Here is a 19,937-nt window from a genome sequence, read left to right as displayed (position 1 = left end):
ACCTAACGCTGTCCATTAAAAAAATGGACTAAGGATAAGCTTCTCTCATAAAAACAGATACCTTAACCAGCAGTAAGCCATGATTTGGCTGTAAATTTCATCAATTGTGAGTATTAAACAACCTTTCACACCAATAGTTACCATCGATTGTTAATTTTTATAAAGAAAGACGACAATTTACTTAACATTTATTGAAATACATGCTGTTATCTTAGTATCAGCTGTTATCAAATAGCTATTTTCACTTTCACACAGAGATAACTTGACTTTTTTGAAATGATATTGATAATCATTATCAGTTAGAGAATTCCACGAAAATTATAAGGCTATATAATATGGATATGTTCCGCTCTGTAAATAAAATTTCGCTTACGGCATTATGCTTAGTTGCCTCAATCTTCTTTATAACCCCTGCACAGGCAAAAGATAAGCTAAAAGTTGTCACGACTTTTACTATTATCCAAGATATCGCACAAAATGTTGCTGGCGATGCTGCCGTTGTTGAATCTATCACCAAACCCGGTGCAGAAATTCATGATTATCAACCAACACCAAAAGATATTGTCAAAGCGCAAAAAGCTGATCTTATTTTATGGAATGGGTTAAATCTTGAGCGTTGGTTCGAACGTTTTTTCAATGAATTACGTAATGTGCCTGCGGTCGTTGTCACTGAAGGTATTACCCCTATGCCTATTCGTGAAGGAGCTTACAAAAACAACCCAAACCCACATGCATGGATGTCGCCTAACAATGCATTAATTTATATCGAAAATATTCGTAAAGCGCTCGTTGAACACGATCCAGATAATGCCGCAATTTATAACCAAAATGCCGCGCGTTACGCTGAACAAATTAAACAACTTGATGCACCATTAAGAGCAAGATTAGCGCGTATTCCTGAAGAAAAACGCTGGTTAGTAACGAGTGAAGGTGCCTTTAGCTATTTAACCAATGATTATGGTTTTAAAGAAGTGTATTTATGGCCAATTAATGCAGAAGAGCAAGGCACCCCTCAACAAGTAAAATACGTGATTGATACCGTAAGAGAACACCATATTCCTGTCGTGTTTAGTGAAAGTACGATTTCCGATAAACCTGCTAAACAAGTGAGTAAAGAGACTGGTGCAAAATATGGTGGCGTTCTTTATGTAGACTCACTTTCTGCCCCGGGTGGAGAAGTCCCTACTTATATTGATCTACTTAATATTACTGTCGATACCATTGCGAAAGGATTTGGACAATGAATGATAAAAAAATAAATCCTACTCTTACTGTTGATAATGCAACGGTAACCTATAACAACGGTCACACTGCTATTTATGATGCAAGTTTCTCTATCACTGGTGGCACAATTTGTGCCCTAGTGGGCATCAACGGTAGTGGTAAATCCACACTTTTTAAAACCATTATGGGATTAGTCAAACCTTCAAAAGGTACCGTAACATTAAATAATCAACCTATTCAGCAAGCACTTAAACAAAATATGATTGCTTATGTGCCACAAACAGAGGAAGTTGACTGGAACTTTCCTGTACTGGTTTCTGATGTGGTGATGATGGGACGTTATGGAAAAATGGGTTTTTTTCGTATTCCATCGAAACAAGATCATGAAGTGGTTGAAGCTTGTTTAGAGCGTGTCGGTTTATCAGGCCTTGGACATCGCCAAATTGGTGAGCTATCTGGTGGGCAGAAAAAACGGGTATTCTTAGCACGAGCAATGGCACAAGAAGGCACCGTACTGTTATTAGATGAACCTTTTACTGGCGTGGACGTAAAAACAGAAAATGCCATTATTGAATTATTACGTAACTTGCGTAAAGAAGGTCACCTAGTATTAGTATCAACTCATAACTTAGGTAGTGTACCCGAGTTTTGTGATCACGTTATTTTAATTAATAGAACAGTGCTTGATAGCGGGCCAACAGAAACCACCTTTACCCAAAAGAATTTAGAGCATGCTTTTGGTGGCGTATTGCGTCATATCAGCTTATCAGGCCCTGATCTTCACGACGACGACGATCCACGTTCACTTACCGTTATTACTGATGATGAACGCGCTGCCGTTTTCTATGGTCACCATGAACAACATACTCCCGCTCATCAAAGTAAGCGTAAACAAGGAGATTAGCCATGCTAGAATTACTCCTACAACCTTTTGAGTATAACTATATGGTAAAGGCTATCTGGGTAAGTGCCTTAGTTGGTGCTGTCTGTGCCTTTTTATCTTCTTACCTTATTCTTAAAGGTTGGTCATTAATGGGAGATGCCCTCTCCCACTCCGTCGTTCCCGGCGTTGCCGGTGCTTATATTTTAGGGTTGCCATACGCAGTGGGTGCTTTTTTTACGGGTCTACTTGCTGCTTTATCAATGACTTTTATTCGTCACATCACACGATTACGTGAAGATGCGGTGATTGGCTTTATTTTTTCTACTTTTTTTGCTTTTGGTCTGTTGCTGGTTTCATTAAACCCTACTGCCGTCAACGTTCAGACCATTATTTTAGGGAATATTCTCGGCATTGCTGATGAAGATGTCTGGCAAGTCGTTATCATTACTGGTGTCTCTTTTCTTATTCTATTTTGTATGTGGAAAGATTTATTAGTTGTATTTTTTGATGAAGTACATGCTCGCTCTATTGGTTTATCCCCTTTAAAACTAAAAATCATCTTCTTTACCTTGCTCAGTGCATGTACCGTTGCTGCGCTACAAACGGTCGGCGCTATTTTAGTTATTGCTATGGTGGTTACTCCCGGTGCTACCGCTTATTTACTCACTGACCAATTTAAACGACTCGCTATTATCGCTATTTGTATTGGTACAGTAACCAGTGCTGTTGGTGCTTATCTAAGTTATTTCTTTAATGGTGCTACGGGGGGCGTTATCGTCACAATGCAAACCGCCCTTTTCTTATTAGCCTTCTTATTTGCGCCTAAACATGGCATGTTGGCAGCCCGTCGCCGCGCACGTCAAAGTTCACAAGCACTTATTTCACAATCCCAGCATCCAAAAGACGTTACTCAACAAGAAGAGGTGCAACTATGAATGAATTAATGGAATTTTTCATTGAACCTTTTCAATATCCTTTTATGCAACGTGCAATTATTGCCGCGGTTATCATTGGTATCGCCTGCGCTATTTTATCTTGCTATATGGTGTTAAAAGGTTGGTCACTAATGGGAGATGCTATTTCTCACGCTGTTTTACCTGGCGTGGTATTAGCTTATGTCACTGCAATTCCTTTAACGATAGGGGCTTTTCTTTCGGGCCTATTTTGCTCATTTGCAACAGGTTATTTAAAAGAGCATAGCCGAATAAAAGAAGATACGGTAATGGGAATTGTCTTTTCTGGTATGTTTGCTGTCGGTTTGGTGATCTTCGCTAGTGTAGATACTGACCAACATTTAATGCATATATTATTTGGTAATATCTTAGGTATCACCCCAGATGTGCTTATACAGATTAGTGCTATTTGTTTAATTACTATTACTATTATGCTGGTTAAACAAAAAGACTTTATGTTGTATTGTTTCGACCCTAATCAAGCAAGAATTGTCGGTCTCCCGGTCGCTTTATTACATTATGGCTTACTCTCTATTTTGGCGTTAACGATTGTCGCCTCGATGCAAGCCGTTGGGATTATTTTAGTGGTCGCCATGCTGATTTCTCCGGGGATCACCGCTTATCTATTAACGCGAAGCTTCTCTCGAATGATCACTCTCGCTATCCTTTTTTCTGTTATATCGAGTGTTATTGGTACATTTATCAGTTTTCATATTGACGGTGCCACAGGCCCTTCTATTGTACTCACGCAAGCGGTGTTCTTTATTATTGCATTACTCTGTAATCAGATTAAATTGGCAAAAATAAAACGGCAAACTAAACCCGCCAATGCCTAATGAAAATCTTTATTACTATAAAAACGGGATAATCATCCCGTTTTTTAGTTTTATACTGTATTGATTTAATTAAAGTGTTATTGTCATAGTATAAACATCGCTCGTTACTATTTGGGTCTACTAAGTAAACAACTTTGCGAGGTGTAATCTATGTGGCAGAATATTGGTCGTTTGCTTGAATCAAATTTAGGATTTTCAGCAAAGATCAGCGAAAAACACCACCTTTCAAGCGGTGATATACACCACACTTGGAAAATTCAATATGGTGAGATCCCTGTCTTTGTAAAATCTAACCTACGGGAATTTTTGCCCACCTTTAAAAATGAAGCAGAACAGCTTGAAATGTTGGCAAAAAGCCAAACGATCCGTATTCCTCGCGTATTAGGCATTGGCAATAGTAAAGATACTAGCTTCTTACTGTTAGAATTTCTGCCTGTGCAACCTTTTACACCTCACAGCGCGTATTGTTTTGGTCAACAGTTAGCTAAATTGCATCAATGGGAAGAACAACCCCGTTATGGTTTTGATTTCGATACCCATATAGATACCACACCTCAAGCAAATGGTTGGGAGAAGCGCTGGAATTACTTCTATTCGGAAAAGCGTATCGGTATCCAGTTGCAACTCGCTTCAGAGAAAGGGATGGTTTTCGGTGATATAGAAGAAATCATTCAAATCATTAATCACCGTTTAGCCGATCATCATCCACAACCCTCACTATTACATGGCAACTTATGGCCTAAAAATTGTGCTGCTATAGGTCAATCTGAAGGAACGATGTTCGATCCTGCTTGTTATTGGGGTGATCGCGAATGTGATATTGCCATGTTACCGCTATGCTCTTCTGTGCCAGCCAATATTTTTGATGGTTACCAAAGCATCTGGCCTTTATCTGAAAAATTCCTATCACGCCAGCCTATCTACCAACTCTACTATTTCCTTAATCGCTGTCATTTATTCGGTGAAGAAAAAGATTACCTAGCAGCCAGAAAAATCATTGATGATTTGCTCGGCACACACTAAAACAATCTGATTTTATTTACCGATAGATAAAAATAAACCTCGCCAAATGTTATCCTGCGAGGTTTATTTTAATTAAGTCAATGTGATAGATAACTACCAGCCTAAAAATTTCAGCAGAAAATAACCAATTGCGATCACAATAATAGGTGAAATATACAGCACCATGACTTGAGTAAATAGTGTATGTCTTGGCAATTTTATATTCTGCTCTAGCTCTTGCGCTGTAATACCACTTTTTAGTGCTCGTTCAATAATTAGTTGATCTTGAATATTTTCCTTTAAATATTTCACTTGGCGATACATTCTTAACCCTGATGCACTCAGTGCTAAGCCAATAAACATTAAAAAGAAGATCACAAAGAAGATAATATTCTGTTGGCTAAAACCTATTTGAGTGTTAGGTACTGGAGAATGACGCCAAAAAAAGTCTAGCCACGGGGTGTTAAATTGTACCATTTCTGCTAATACTCGAAAAAAATCATTAATTACAGCATTAACACCCTCGCCATTTGCTCTTGGCATCGCAGCTAACTCAATCAACGAAACTGTCGTTGAAATAAAGGCAGGAATAAAAATAAGCCAACCAATAACACGTTTTACAATGGCATATATTCCTGCATGTTGATAACTCATTTTGTCCTCACTCATAGAATTCGGCAATATGCACCTAAATATCCTAATCTAATTAACGGCTAATATGTCAATAATTTAATAGCTATAATTTTCTCTATTTATTTTTTAAAAGAAATAAGAAACTGATTAAAAAAGATTTTCCAATCAACTCTTGCTACAATCATTTTTCATCAACATAGACCTTATTATGGAGAGTAAACATGTCTTTTAAATTGCCCATCGAAGCCGCTATTTTTGATATGGATGGTTTGCTAATCGACTCAGAGCCGTTTTGGGCACAAGCAGAACATGAGGTCTTTGCACAATTAGGTGTCGATTTATCACTTGCTGACAGCATGCCCGACACCGTCGGCTTAAGAATAGATCAAGTTATCGAACTTTGGTATCAAGTATCACCTTGGCAAGGCGTAACACAACAAGAAGCTAAAGAAAGAATGATTGCTCGCGTTGTACAACTTATTGAAGATAAAAAACCGCTGCTCCCTGGTGTTGAACATGCCCTATCTTTATGTCAATCATTAGGTTTAAAGATAGCCTTAGCCTCAGCATCACCGCATTTTATGCTAGAGCGTGTACTTGAGTTATTTAATATTCGTCATTACTTCTCTGCTGTTGTCTCTGCAGCTGATTTAGCGCACAGTAAACCTCACCCAGAAGTCTATCTCAATGCTGCTAAGGCACTTAATGTCGCACCCATTAATTGTGTCTCTTTAGAGGACTCACGCAATGGTATGATTGCTTGCAAAGCTGCAAGAATGCGCTCAATTGTTGTGCCTGCAGCGGAGCAGTTTAATGACAAATGTTGGGGATTAGCCGATGTTAAAATTGCCTCTCTCAACGAATTAACCAAATCTCAATTATTAGGCTAACGACTTTGGTTATAGCCTATAAAAATTTATAGAAGGATATCATTTGTTGTCGATATCCTTTTTCTATATTAATTCTCATCCCTTATCTAAAATTTGGTTATTTTTAACACATCCGAATAAAATATTTCTGTTATTGCTTAATAATTAAGGCAATTTTTATCTTTTATGTCTGTTAGTTGCTGTAAAAACCTTTTATACTTAAGCACTGTATAAATGAACAGCAAGCGGTAAAAACCGCATATAGGCATAGATAAGGAATGACAGCCGAAGGACATTTACTTTTTTCTGTTGCAACACTCGTCTTAGCACAGAAATTAGAAATAACCCCCGTTCTTGCTCAAGGTGATTGGTTTCACATGATCCCTGCTGTCTTATTAGGTTCACTACTACCAGATTTAGATCATCCAGGCTCTATATTAGGACGCCTCTTTCGGATAATCTCATTACCGCTATCAAAACTCTGTGGTCATCGTGGCTTCACACATAGCCTACTCGCCTTTTGTGGTTTAGCCATTTTATGGGAAACACAAGTTGCGCCTTATATCACGATTTCGGCTGATTTTTTTCACGCCCTTTTGCTAGGTTACTTAAGTCACCTACTGGCAGATATGCTAACACCATCAGGTGTACCTTTTTTATGGCCACTAAAAATGCGTTTTGCCTTACCGATTTTAGCGAAAAAAAATAGCAAAAAAGGAGAACGATTTATTTCTGTCATCATCTTAGTTGGTGCACTATTTCTGCCCCCACACCTAACTTTTTCTCTTCCCACACAAATAAATCACTGGTTACAAATGTACCACGATAAACGTACACCTTTTTAACTCTCCTTGACAGTTCTCTACTTTCCTCTATCTATTTATAGTTAATTAGTCTTTTTTATACCAATCTTCCTTGTTTTTATAACTAAACGACTATATAAAAGAATAATTGATTATAAAAAGTTATTAACAATACTGTTACCATATAGCGAGTTGATGCTGTTATATCCTTTCTTATTACCTAAGAACTCATATCGCATACAATCGCCAAATTTATATATAAAAATCTCGTTGGAGAGTTAAGATGAATTTTCCGTTAATTATTAACGTACTCGTCTTTGTTGTGCTATTACTCATCTTGGCTAAATTAAGCCAACGTCAGTGGAGCCTGTCAAAGAAAGTTCTTGTCGGTTTGGTCTTTGGGGTGGTGTTTGGGCTGGCGTTACATGCATTCTATGACGCACACGATCCTATTATTAAAGAATCTATCCTTTGGTTTAACATCGTTGGTAACGGTTACGTGCAACTGTTACAAATGATTATTATGCCATTGGTATTTGCTTCTATTTTAAGTGCAGTATCACGTTTACACCAAGCATCATCATTGGGAAAAATTAGTGCACTAACCATTGGTACACTTCTATTTACAACGGCAATTGCTGCTCTTATTGGTATTGTTATAGCCAATATCTTTGGTTTAACAGCGGAAGGTCTTGTTCAAGGGGAACAGGAAGCGCAGCGTTTAGCCGCTATTCAACATAATTATATAGGTAAAGTGTCTGACTTAACTGTACCTCAATTAATTTTATCTTTTATTCCTAAAAATCCATTTGCCGATTTAACTGGTGCAAGCTCAACCTCGATTATTAGTGTAGTTATCTTTGCGGTATTCCTAGGAATGGCTGCAATAAAACTGCTTAAAGAAGATAAACCTCGCGGTGAAAAAGTATTAGCAGCGATTGATAGCTTACAAGCGTGGATCATGAAGTTAGTCCGTATCGTTATGGCATTAACACCTTACGGTGTAATGGCACTGATGACTAAAGTTGTGGCAAGCTCCAATCTGCATGACATTATTCAACTCGGTAGCTTCGTTGTTGCCTCTTATGTTGCGCTGGGCTTAATGTTTGTCGTTCATGGTTTATTAGTTGGATTTACTGGCTTAAACCCAATTAAATTCTTCAAAAAAGCAGGACCATTATTAGCATTTGCATTTACAAGTCGTTCGAGTGCAGCCAGTATTCCATTAAATATCGAAACACAAACTCGTCGCATTGGTGTTCCTGAATCGATTGCCAGTTTCTCATCGTCTTTTGGTGCGACAATTGGTCAGAATGGTTGTGCCGGTATTTATCCTGCTATGTTAGCCGTTATGGTGGCACCAACAGTCGGTATTAATCCTTTCGATCCTCTTTGGATTGCCACTTTGGTGGGTATCGTAACCATTAGCTCAGCAGGTGTTGCGGGTGTCGGTGGTGGTGCAACCTTTGCAGCCCTGATCGTTTTACCAGCAATGGGATTACCCGTTACACTGGTTGCCCTACTGATTTCTGTGGAGCCTCTTATCGATATGGGTCGTACTGCATTAAATGTTAGTGGCTCTATGACCGCAGGTACTATTACTAGCCAAATGATGCGCCAAACAGATAAAGAGATCTTTAATCAGGAAGAAGAAGCTGAACTTAATGTGAAGTAAACCACATTAACAATTAAGTTAAATCTCTTAAAGCCAGTTTAATTTTAAACTGGCTTTTTTATTTTGATATTAATTTAACTGCCTTTTATCTATCAATAGATATGATGATCATGCATCACTAGCTCTGAGGCTTAACTTAATACCTATAAAAATATTAAGAGATGAGGATATTTGGCTGAACCAGAACGGTCTGTTAAATAAAACGAAAAGCGATTGTAGGAATTAATCAAAGCTAATGGATCACCAACAAAAATGCCAGAAACATTTCTGTCTCTGGCATTTGTAAACTGATAATTAAAAATTATTTATCGCTAATAGTTTCTTTTACTTGAGATATTCGCCACTACGTAGTGCTTCAATACGCTTATCTAATGGCGGGTGTGATAAAAATAATTCACTAAATGACTTATTACGGCCATTAATACAGAAAGCCATCATACTGCTCTCTTCTTGTGGCTCATAGCTGGTTTTTAAGCGTTGTAATGCCGCTATCATCTTCTCACGGCCAACCAGTTTTGCAGAGCCTGCATCCGCATGGAATTCACGGTAGCGAGAGAACCACATCGTAATGATACTTGCCAAAATGCCAAAAACAATTTCAAGCACCATAGAAACGCCCATGTATACCCATGGGTTTCCGTTACTGTTTTCACTCTCTTCATCGCTCGAAATAAAATTCGCCACAAATTGAGCAATGATACGGGAGATAAAGATCACGAAAGTATTCACAACACCTTGTAACAAGGTCATCGTTACCATATCACCGTTGGCAACATGGCTAATTTCGTGTGCAATAACAGCTTCCGCTTCGTCACGGCTCATACTGGCTAATAATCCGGTACTCACCGCCACCAGCGAAGCATCACGACGAGCTCCAGTTGCAAACGCATTAATATCTGGTGCATCGTAGATTGCAACTTGAGGCATTTTAATCCCCACTTGCTCAGACTGACGTCTTACAGTATCAAGTAACCAACGTTCTACTTCAGAGGTTGGATTTTCAATCACTTGACCACCAACGGATCGTAATGCCATCCATTTTGACATAAGTAAAGAAACAAATGCACCACCAAAACCAAATAGGCCAGCCATGATCATTAAACCCTGAACACTGCGGCCTTGAATACCTGTTAAAGATAAGATGATCCCGAACACAAACATGACAGCTAAGTTTGTTAACAGGAATAAGGCAATCCTCATCATATTGATACTGTTCCTATTTTATCTAATTACCACATTGCAAAAACTATCTTATAAATAAGGCTTTTTTTTATTTTATCAAGTCTTTTAACTTGTTTGCTACTAAAAACGATATAACTTTACATTTTAATAAAAGAAAATGTAATTAATAGCTAAATTATGGAGGATTATTTTCACATAGAGGAGGAATAACAGTCTAGGCAAGATAGGCCCAAAAATAAATGCCTAGTGATGAAATTTTAACAAAATAAATTAATTGAAGGCGTTTTGTTAGATTAAAGGTTTGGATGTCAGCTTTATCTATTTTTGTACATGGCTCACCATCAGGCAAGCCATGCACCTATACAGGGATGAATTCTGTTATCCCTTACCCTATAAACAATTACATTTTAAAACGATATGTCGTTGTCATAGAGCCTGATAATGAGTGAGCACGTCGTGAGTGACCATCATACAGTTTTGGTGTGGTGTAATCATTTTCTTGTTGATGGTGCCAACCAATACCGCCACTTAAAGAAATAGAAAGATTAGCCGTTGGCTTCCAGTAGCTAAATAAGCCAAACTGCCCTTGTTTTAATCTTTCGCCGGAGTAACTAAATTCACTATAGTTAGTCCGTGCACCAACAGACAACTCATTGTTAACTTTGTATGCAGCTTCTAATGCCCCCATCACTTCACCATCACGCACATAGTCAATATCTGCATAAGCCGGTGAGTTAAAGCGTCCACGAGTATTCCCAATTGGGTTACGCGCAAATTGACCAACACCATTGGCTTTTTTCGCATCGGTATAAGTCACACCCGTACGAATGGTCCACGCTGATTCAGGAATACGCCATTCCATAGTACCAGCAAAGTGCCATGCATCCTTATCAAAGTTACGTTTACCTGCATTAGCATTGGTTAATGTGCGTTTTCCTTCACTGCCATAATCGTGGTAATAAACAACACCACCTAGAGTAACGTCTGATGTTAACTTATATTTTGTTTCTAAACCGTGTTGACGGAATACATCATCCGCCTGACCATAGAAATAATAGACTTTTAATGGTTTGGAATTATAGTTAACTCCACCAGTAATAACATGGTCAATATTATGTCTAACACCATTACCATCACTGAAATACATTCTATCGATATTTGGGCTATCACGACGCATAACTTTTCCGTCGAGATACAGCAAATCTAAACTCCAATCACCCATCGCCGTATTAGTGTAATAACCGTTATAACTGTTTAATGATAAGCGCTGTGAGTTAGTAAAAATACCTGTATTCTTCAAGGTAAACCAACCCGCTTTACCATTAATTAAAACAGGATCTAAATCGAATCTCACTTTTGCAAAACGTTGACCAATTTTGTTATAGCCTTTTGCTTCACCATCATCATTATATAATATGGCACGAGAAGCGAAGTCTTTACTTGCTCCTAATTTAATACCACCATAATAAGAAACATCGAATCCTAGAATGCCACCTAAATAGCCAGATCTGAAATCAGCTTGGAAGTTTTGACCCCAAGCATTAGCAACTTGTTTTCTATAACGTTGCTCTTGTTTATCAAAACGGTTTTCTGTTTTTAGGTATTTCCACATATTAATGGTAGTCAGCTCAAGTTCAGAATCAGAAATAAATGAGCTTTCTTTAATTGTATTTTCCCAATTCCCAGCATTAGCAGCGCTCACAGCTAAAAAACAAGGGGAAAACATAAACAACACCATTCTTTTTAGTTTCATTTTAAATTCAACCTGGTTAATAACTATTTAAATTTATTTATATTCAATAAGTTAAACAAAGTACTATTTTTATATTTAGCTAAAAGTAACGCTCGCTTAAATTGTATAAACTTAAGCCAAATCGCTATTTTTTTAGCATCAATAATGCTAGGTAGTCATCTCACCACATTGTTATTTACTTTTTTGAGCAATAAAATGCTTAAGCAAATTATAAATAACTTACCTTCTAGTCATTAATCCTTAATGAGAAAATCTATTCTAAAATTAGCGCATCTAGCGTTTATATAACTGCGCCGATGAGAAGAGATTTTGCACTTAGCATTTGGGTGAGATTTTTAATCTGTTACTATTACCTTAGTATGTCAGAATGATACAAAATTTTATGATCTGTATGCTATCGTAATTTTATGTCAACTAGAGCGATCATTGTCACAACATGTTACATTTATTGCAATAAGTAAACCATTAAATGTGAATTTAATCACATTTAATAAGGCATTTATTTTTTTATCTTATTTAATAGATAAAAATCTAGTTTTTATTTACCTTATAAAAGATTTTTTATCTAAACCTCCTTGCATTCCATTTATTTATATTTTTCAAAGCTAGTATCAAATAGATTTCAAATAAAAACTTAGATTACATGATATTAAGAATATTTTTATATAAAAGCAGTTAAATATCTTAATGAATCCTTATGTTACTGGTAACCAAATATAACTACTGAGAAAAATAGCCAAATAATAGTATGAGGCGATTTTCTCACTAAAGATATAACTAAGGTTATTATAAAGCATTAGATACCAGATACTTTTTTAGACAAATATAGGGAAATAAAAACCCCCAATAATTGATTAATCAACTATTGGGGGTAAATTTGGATCACTTTCTTAAGTAGAAAAACTTAATTTAATAACTTCTTAGGTTTTAATACCTTTGCAAGATCATCCGCAATATTAGCCGTTTCATCTAAGTAAGGATCAGGGCCTTCATAATCCTTCGGCAAATCATCAAGTGATTTTAGTGGTGGCTTACCCTCTAACTTAAGACGTTGGTTAATACGCTGTAATTTTATGGCTTCTAGCTCTTTATTCTCTTTTTCGCGCTCTGCAAAATTAAGAATAATAAACTTATCTTCACCTTTGGCTTTAGCTTCATTGTAGCGCTTGATGTCGTCAAAGATATATGAAAACTCTCTATCATTCGCGATACGTTTAGCATGTTGATCCGTCAATGTAGGTAGTGCTTGTTTTATTTTCTCTGAATACTCAGACAGCTTATAATTAGCCGGTGGAATACTGTCCCAAGGTAAAGCATTATCTTCATTGCTTTCCCCCATTTCTGAATTATCAAAGCTTGGTAATAACAAGTCTGGTGTCACCCCTTTTAATTGGGTACTTCCACCATTAATACGATAGAATTTTTGGATAGTGTACTGAACTGAACCTAAACTAGGCCAATCAGGACTTAACATCTGATCATAAACTCGTGTCAATGAACGATATTGTTGCACCGTTCCTTTACCAAAGGTTTGCTCACCGACAATTAATGCGCGCCCATAATCTTGCATTGCAGCAGCAAAAATTTCAGAAGCAGAAGCACTAAAGCGGTTAACGATAACCACTAGTGGCCCTTTATAATAGACAACATCATCACGATCATAATCCTGGCGTACTCGACCATTATTATCACGGACTTGAACGACGGGACCACTTGGAATAAATAAACCTGATAATGCAATAGCTTCCGTTAACGCACCGCCCCCATTACCACGTAAATCAATAACTAAAGCAGATACATTGTCTTTAGCCACTTTTTGTAGTTGGGTTTTCACATCATTAGTTAAACCGACATAGAAACTAGGAATATCTAAAATAGCGATTTTATCACCATTAATCACTTTTTCGGTTAACTTGACCGCTCTATCTTCTAGGCGGATCTGTTCTCTTGTTAAAGTGATAGTTCTTGGCTTCGCCCCTTTTTCATCAGAGATAACTTCTAGTTTAACTTGGCTACCTTTAGGGCCTTTGATTAGCGCGACAACGTCATCTAAGCGCCAACCAACCACATCAACCATGGGTTTATTATGTTGACCGACAGCGATAATTTTATCACCTACTTTTAGCGCTTTACTTTTAGCAGCCGGTCCGCCCGTTACCATGGAATTAATCATTGGATAATCATCATCCATTTGTAATACGGCACCAATCCCTTCTAATGAAAGGCTCATTTCTGAATCAAAGGCTTCCGTATTTCTTGGTGATAAATAACTGGTATGGGGATCAATTTCACGCGCAAAAGCCGTCATGATAATTTGGAATACGTCTTCACTTTGGCTTTGTGTTTGGCGACGTAATGCAGCTTTATAACGTTTTGTCAGTGTTTCTTTGATTTCACTATCTGTTTTGTCAGAGAGTTTAAGTGTTAGCCAGTCGTATTTTACTTTTTCATCCCAAAGCTTATCTAATTCAGCTTGCGTTTTCGGCCATGGCGCTTTGGTTCTATCTAACTGAAATTTATCTTGTCCAGTGAGATCGATAGGTTGATTTAATCGATTTAAAGCATATTGAAAGCGCTCAAAACGTCTTTTTTGCGCAAGGTTAAACAGATCATATAAAGGACCTAATTCACCTGTTTTTAAATATTCACCCACTTTAGTTTTATCTTTATCAAACTGGGCAATATCTGACGCTAATAATACGTTATGGCTATAATCCAATAAATTAAGATAACGATTAAAAATCTTTTCGGAAAAACTCGCGTCTAACGAGAATTGACGATAGTGGGAACGTTCAAAACGAGCGGTGACACGTTCACTCACTGTGGAATGTTGTGGCTCTTGCTTTAATGTCGGTAATTGATTAATAGTCACCATGGCTGGCGTGGCTGGTTTATCAGCCATGACAGCAGAAGTGCCTGTTAACGCTAATCCGATAGCAAAAGCCACATTTAAAAGTTTGTTCATGCTCTGGTTGGCCTCCGTATCAGAACTTTAAATGTTCCGTGCGTACATTCATTGCCAAACCGTTAGGCAATTGTACACGTACACCCTCTTTCGCTATTTCTAGCACTGTCGCATCCATCACGCTACTTCCAACGTTAACTTTCAGCGATTGACCTACAGTAAGCACTGAGATGTCTTTGACTGGGGTTAACTTTTCAGTATTTTGGCGTGGCGCTTTGCGAGGCGCTTGATTAGCTTGCTTTTGAGGGCGAGGCTGTCGTTTTTCACCGTCTTTAGGTGCTTGACGACGAGGATTTGGCTTTTTCGCTGCCGGACGTTTACTGGTCTCCTTATCACCTTCAGCTTCGCGCTTTTTAGCACGTTGCTCAGCTCGTTGAGCTTGAACGCGCGCTTTCGCTTCGGCTAATTGTGTACGAGCATGTGCAATATGCTCTGCTTCCAGCTCTCCGCAGTCGTTACCATTCAAGTCGACACGTTTAGCCCCTTCTTTTACACCATAAAGGTAGCGCCAACTTGAGGTATACAAGCGTAAGGCAGAACGTAACTGTGTCTTACTCAGCTGAGTTTCATCTTTTAGATGCTCAACGAGATCTTGAAAAATACCGACTTTCAAAGGGCGTGCTTCACCCTCAGCGATAAAACACTTAGGGAAACGTTCCGCTAAAAAAGCGATGATTTCTTTACTACTGTTCAACTTAGGTTGATTTTCCATGAAATTTCCTGATTACAACGGTTTTGCCAACCAGCGCAGGCATGAACAAGCGACATTATAATAGTGTTGCCAACAATTTCTACGGCAAACGCCTGTTATCTTACACAAAATTCACAATATTTTGCGGTATGACACGTTTTTAAATGCTCGCAGAGCACGTCACACAACGCTTTAAGCCCATTTTCATCTTTTTTATCAAAACGACCAAAAATAGGGCTATCGATATCGAGAACGCCGATAATTTGTCCATTTACCTCTAAAGGTAGAACAATTTCAGACTGACTTGCACTATCACATGCAATGTGTCCACTAAATTGGTGCACATCATTAACTCTTAGAATTTTGTTTTCTGAGAATGCCGTTCCGCAGACTCCTTTTCCAAAACCAATCCTGACACAAGCCACTTTACCTTGGAAAGGACCAAGAACTAATGAGTTACCATCATTAAGATAAAACCCGACCCAATTTATCTTGTCTAACTTCTCGTAAATCAATGCACTGGTATTAGCAAGTGATGCGATAAAGTCATTTTCACCAGACAACAAGGCTGACAAATTATCAGTGAGTTCCTGATAAAAATTTAATTGTGGCATCAGAAGATCCTATTTGCATAACGAAAGCATAACTAAAATAGATAACATATCTTGTAATTTAGCTTATTTTATCTTGAGGTTGAATACAGACTTTTCAATAAGTCTACAAAAAAACGATAATACACACTAAAAGCGCACAAAAAAAATCAGATACTTATTATTGTAAAATGAAAAGCGTAAATATAATAAAAATGGTAATTTGTGACCCACTGAGTATAGAGGTTTTTTTTGGGCTTAAGCTAGGATAAGCGAGAAGAAAGACCAAATAGGCGGATAAATGAGCGATTTAGTCACCAAAGAAAGCAAATCAATACATTGTCAGGAGTGTGACCACCTCGTATCACTTCCTATAGACCTCAAGCGCGGCGAAGACGCCTATTGCCCACAATGTCAAGCCAAGTTAGCGACCTATCGTGATTGGTCATTAACTCGGCTATTAATTCTTTCTATCACCATGCTGATATTCGCGTCTATCGCTTTTACTCAACCTCTTATCAAGATCCATTTATTAGGGACCATGATATCAGCCAATGTTCTTGACGGTATTCGCTTAATGTCACAACAAGGCTCTCCATTAACGGCAACAATGGTTGCCTTTTGTGCCGTTGCCGCTCCTCTTAGTCTACCCATTGCCATTTTATATCTCCATTTAGGGGCTCGTTTACATCTAAATTTACGTCCCGTGCTATTAATGTTAGGTAAGCTAAAAGAATGGGTAATGCTGGATGTTTATTTAATTGGCCTTGGTGTTGCCACCATAAAACTAGGCGATTATGCCACAATCTATATTGGTCATGGCTTAGTTGCTTTTTCAGCTTTAATGGTTTTAAGTCTATTAATGCTTATTAACATTAATATGGATCAACTATGGCAACAGTTTTATCCACAAAAAGAGATAAAAACGAGTCCAGCAACCTGTCATGCATGTCATTACCATTTTAAAAAGCCACCTTCGAGCCATTGCCCAAGATGTAAATCTTGCTATAGTGCTCGTCAACCAATGAGTTTGCAAAAAACTTGGGCAGCACTCATCACAGCGATGCTCTTGCTATTACCGGCAAATTTATTACCTATCTCAATCTTTTATTTAAATGGCCAGCGTAATGAAGACACTATTTTTTCTGGCGTTCTCTCTTTAATTAATTCAGGTAATACACCTATTGCAATTATTGTGTTTATTGCCAGTATCTTTGTGCCTTTCTTTAAGATAATCATTATGCTGGGGTTACTATTGAGCATTCATTTTAACTCACGTATTCACCCTCTATTGCGCATGAAACTTTATCGATTTGTCTCTTGGATCGGCCGATGGTCAATGCTCGACCTGTTTGTGATTGCGCTGATGATGTCATTAATTAATCGAGATCAATTAATGACATTCACTATGGGACCTGCAGCTTTTTATTTTGGTACAGCTGTCATTCTCACTATCCTTGCCGTTGAATGGTTTGATAGTCGTTTATTATGGGATACTTATGCAACAAGAAGAAAACAACACACAGGCAACCCAAGCCGAAATACGTCGCAAACGTAAAATTTCGACTTTTTGGTTACTCCCTGTTATCGCTATTTTTATTGCGAGTTGGTTGCTTTTCCAACACTGGCAAGAAAAAGGCGTACAAATCACCATCGATTTTCAATCAGCCTCTGGTATTGTTTCAGGGAGAACACCTATCCGTTACCAAGGTGTTGATGTAGGTATTGTACAGGACGTGACGCTCAGTAATGATTTACGCCGAGTCATTGTTACCGCTGATATTCGAAAAAACCTTGCTAATGCATTACGTAAAAATACGCAATTTTGGCTTGTTACCCCAAAAGCCAGTCTTTCTGGTGTTTCGGGATTAGATGCCTTAGTGGGAGGCAACTATATCAGTATGCTTCCTGGAGATGGGGAAAAGCAGTTTCAATTTGTTGCTCAAGAGGTTCGTCCTAAAGCCAACATTGATAAAAACCAACAAATTATCACCTTAACGGCGGATAATTTAGGCTCTCTTAATGTCGACTCTCAAGTTTATTATCGCAAAGTTCCGGTCGGTAAAGTTTACAGCTATGCCATACGTCCAGATAATCAAGGTATTTTTATCGAGCTGAGTATTGATAAACAATATGCTCATCTGATCCGTCAAGATAGTCATTTTTGGAATGTATCCGGCTTTCAGGGCAACTTTAATCTAAAGAGTGGTGCTTCTATTAAAATGGAAAGTGTTTCTGCTTTAATTAATGGTGCTATTGCCTTTGATTCTCCGGAAAATAGTCCCCCAGCCCAAGAAAATCAACAATTTGTGCTACAGTCTGCCACTTCCGTGGATGCAGGCAAAGCCTTATATGGTGAAGATGGATTAATTATCTCATTAACCAGTGAAGAGAGCTGGGGTGTAGATGCCGGGCAACCTATTCTATTTAGAGGCATTACGATAGGACAAATTATTCAGCGCAACATCAGTGATGATGGGGTTATTTTCGATGCCATCATTGCACCTGAATATAAACACTATATTTACGAAAACAGCAAATTTGTCGCTAATAGCCGAATTAACGTCAATATGGGCTTAAATGGTATTGAGATCCAAGGAGCCACACCTCAAGAGTGGCTTGAAGGCGGTATCCACCTTATTCCGGGTAGCCAAGGCGCCCCTAAAGAACAATATCGCCTTTATCGCAATGATTTTTATGCTAAAGCAAGTATTGAGGGCAATGAGTTACCTGTCACTTTGACACTTAAAGCAGCTAGTCTACCGGGTATTCAAAAAGGTTCCGTGGTACTTTACCACCAATTCCAAGTTGGAGAAATCGTCGATGTACGGCCTTTAATGGATGAATTTGATATTGATGTCCATATTTCTAAACAATATCGTCACCTGCTTACTGAAAAGAGTGTGTTCTGGACTGAAGGTGCTGCGAAGGTTTCATTAAATGGTGCGGGATTAACGGTAGAAGCAACGCCGCTAAACCGTGCCTTAAAAGGCGCGATAAGCTTTGATAACTTTGAAAATATTAATAACAATGTTTCAAGATATAAACTTTATCCTAGCGAAACGAGTGCTAGAGCCATTGGTGCTCAAATTACTTTAAAAACCTACGATGCCAGTAAACTTTCTGAAGGAATGCCTATTCGTTATCTAGGTATTGATATCGGTCAGGTGGAAACGCTAACCCTTTCTGCGGATAAAAAAGCGGTGAGTGTATCAGCGGTACTCTACCCTGAATATGTGAAAACTTTTGCACGTTCAGGAAGCCGATTTGCGGTAGTCACCCCTGAGTTAACCGCTTCAGGCCTCGATAATTTAGATTCTCTTATTCAGCCTTATATCAAGGCAGAGCCAGGCAATGGTGGCGTATACCGCATATTTGAATTACAAACGGCAAATATTACCGACTCTCGGTATCTAGACGGCCTTAACCTTGTATTAAATGCGACTGAAGCAGGATCTGTACAAATTGGCACACCTATCTATTATCGTGGTTTAGAAGTAGGTGCGGTAACCGGACTAGAATTAGGTAATATGTCTGACAGAGTATTGATCCACATTAGAATTAGTCAGAAATATCAATATCTGGTACGTAATAACACAGAGTTTTGGCTTTCATCAGGTTATAACTTCTCATTTGGTTTAACTGGTGGAGTATTCCGCAGCGGTACATTTAAGCAGTTTATACGTGGTGGCATTACATTTGCTACACCGCCATCAACCCCACTCCAGGCTAAAGCAAAACAAGAGCAGAATTTCATTCTCAATGCTAAAGAGCCAAAAGAGTGGAATGAATGGGGTACTGCAATACCTAAGCCATAAACGGTAATATCATCAACTTTATTTAACACATTTATTTAAAACGGATCACAAAATTTGATC

At 38.1% G+C, this 19,937-nt stretch carries 16 protein-coding genes; 10 read left to right on the top strand and 6 right to left on the bottom strand.

From position 1 onward, the window contains the following. The first annotated feature begins 335 nt into the window (after window positions 1-335). The 5 genes from PMI_RS04990 to PMI_RS04970 all read left to right on the top strand — a co-directional run bounded on the left by PMI_RS04990 (window position 336) and on the right by PMI_RS04970 (window position 4,919). The gene (locus PMI_RS04990) at window positions 336-1,244 is read left to right on the top strand and encodes a metal ABC transporter substrate-binding protein (protein ID WP_004242594.1); all 909 of its coding nucleotides are present in this window, start codon (window positions 336-338) and stop codon (window positions 1,242-1,244) included. Further along, window positions 1,241-2,128 carry a manganese/iron ABC transporter ATP-binding protein gene (locus PMI_RS04985; protein WP_004251467.1) on the top strand — a complete coding sequence of 296 codons (888 nt, stop codon included), beginning with the start codon at window positions 1,241-1,243 and terminating at the stop codon, window positions 2,126-2,128. Before PMI_RS04990 ends, PMI_RS04985 begins: the two co-directional genes overlap by 4 nt. 2 nt (window positions 2,129-2,130) lie before the next feature. Then, window positions 2,131-3,042 (top strand): metal ABC transporter permease, encoded by a 912-nt coding sequence (locus tag PMI_RS04980; RefSeq protein WP_004242585.1) that lies wholly within the window; start codon window positions 2,131-2,133, stop codon window positions 3,040-3,042. Then, a complete protein-coding gene (locus PMI_RS04975; protein WP_004242584.1) occupies window positions 3,039-3,896 on the top strand; it encodes a metal ABC transporter permease in 858 nt (285 codons plus the stop codon). Before PMI_RS04980 ends, PMI_RS04975 begins: the two co-directional genes overlap by 4 nt. A 150-nt stretch (window positions 3,897-4,046) precedes the next feature. Next, window positions 4,047-4,919: a fructosamine kinase family protein gene (locus PMI_RS04970; RefSeq protein ID WP_004242583.1), complete on the top strand. Its 873-nt coding sequence runs from the start codon at window positions 4,047-4,049 to the stop codon at window positions 4,917-4,919. 93 nt (window positions 4,920-5,012) lie between these two features. On the opposite strand, the gene PMI_RS04965 is transcribed toward PMI_RS04970, so the two are convergent. Continuing rightward, entirely contained in the window at window positions 5,013-5,567 is a 555-nt protein-coding gene (locus PMI_RS04965; RefSeq protein WP_004242582.1) for a YniB family protein, read from the bottom strand. A gap of 185 nt (window positions 5,568-5,752) precedes the next feature. Between PMI_RS04965 and hxpB the strand changes: the two genes are divergently transcribed. The 3 genes from hxpB to PMI_RS04950 all read left to right on the top strand — a co-directional run bounded on the left by hxpB (window position 5,753) and on the right by PMI_RS04950 (window position 8,878). Continuing rightward, entirely contained in the window at window positions 5,753-6,421 is a 669-nt protein-coding gene (hxpB, locus tag PMI_RS04960; protein ID WP_004242581.1) for a hexitol phosphatase HxpB, read from the top strand. A gap of 257 nt (window positions 6,422-6,678) precedes the next feature. Continuing rightward, on the top strand, window positions 6,679-7,245 hold the full coding sequence (locus PMI_RS04955) for a metal-dependent hydrolase (protein WP_004242580.1): 567 nt from the start codon (window positions 6,679-6,681) through the stop codon (window positions 7,243-7,245). A gap of 241 nt (window positions 7,246-7,486) precedes the next feature. Further along, window positions 7,487-8,878: an L-cystine transporter gene (locus PMI_RS04950; RefSeq protein WP_012367829.1), complete on the top strand. Its 1,392-nt coding sequence runs from the start codon at window positions 7,487-7,489 to the stop codon at window positions 8,876-8,878. 324 nt (window positions 8,879-9,202) lie between these two features. On the opposite strand, the gene htpX is transcribed toward PMI_RS04950, so the two are convergent. The 5 genes from htpX to PMI_RS04925 all read right to left on the bottom strand — a co-directional run bounded on the left by htpX (window position 9,203) and on the right by PMI_RS04925 (window position 16,083). Then, window positions 9,203-10,081 (bottom strand): protease HtpX, encoded by an 879-nt coding sequence (htpX, locus tag PMI_RS04945; RefSeq protein WP_004242578.1) that lies wholly within the window; start codon window positions 10,079-10,081, stop codon window positions 9,203-9,205. A gap of 379 nt (window positions 10,082-10,460) precedes the next feature. Beyond that, entirely contained in the window at window positions 10,461-11,813 is a 1,353-nt protein-coding gene (locus PMI_RS04940) for an OprD family outer membrane porin (RefSeq protein ID WP_004242576.1), read from the bottom strand. 904 nt (window positions 11,814-12,717) lie between these two features. Further along, the gene (gene prc, locus PMI_RS04935) at window positions 12,718-14,778 is read right to left on the bottom strand and encodes a carboxy terminal-processing peptidase (RefSeq protein ID WP_004242574.1); all 2,061 of its coding nucleotides are present in this window, start codon (window positions 14,776-14,778) and stop codon (window positions 12,718-12,720) included. Window positions 14,779-14,797: 19 nt separating this feature from the next. Then, window positions 14,798-15,490 (bottom strand): RNA chaperone ProQ, encoded by a 693-nt coding sequence (gene proQ / locus PMI_RS04930; protein WP_004242572.1) that lies wholly within the window; start codon window positions 15,488-15,490, stop codon window positions 14,798-14,800. Between the two features lie 95 nt (window positions 15,491-15,585). After that, window positions 15,586-16,083, bottom strand: a complete 498-nt coding sequence (locus PMI_RS04925) for a GAF domain-containing protein (protein ID WP_004242571.1) — start codon at window positions 16,081-16,083, stop codon at window positions 15,586-15,588. Between the two features lie 277 nt (window positions 16,084-16,360). Here PMI_RS04925 and PMI_RS04920 point away from each other — a divergent pair, with 277 nt between their 5' ends. Together PMI_RS04920 and PMI_RS04915 are read left to right on the top strand one after the other, a co-directional pair. Further along, a complete protein-coding gene (locus PMI_RS04920) occupies window positions 16,361-17,617 on the top strand; it encodes a membrane integrity lipid transport subunit YebS (protein ID WP_012367828.1) in 1,257 nt (418 codons plus the stop codon). Next, window positions 17,559-19,877, top strand: a complete 2,319-nt coding sequence (locus tag PMI_RS04915; RefSeq protein ID WP_004242568.1) for a PqiB family protein — start codon at window positions 17,559-17,561, stop codon at window positions 19,875-19,877. The genes PMI_RS04920 and PMI_RS04915 overlap by 59 nt, the downstream gene beginning before the upstream one ends. The last annotated feature ends 60 nt before the right edge of the window (window positions 19,878-19,937 follow it).

Origin of the sequence: Proteus mirabilis HI4320, from assembly GCF_000069965.1 — a bacterium.
Taxonomy (GTDB): Bacteria; Pseudomonadota; Gammaproteobacteria; order Enterobacterales; family Enterobacteriaceae; genus Proteus; species Proteus mirabilis.
Note: the sequence above shows the minus strand (reverse complement) of the source record. Positions and strands in the feature narration are given on the sequence as shown.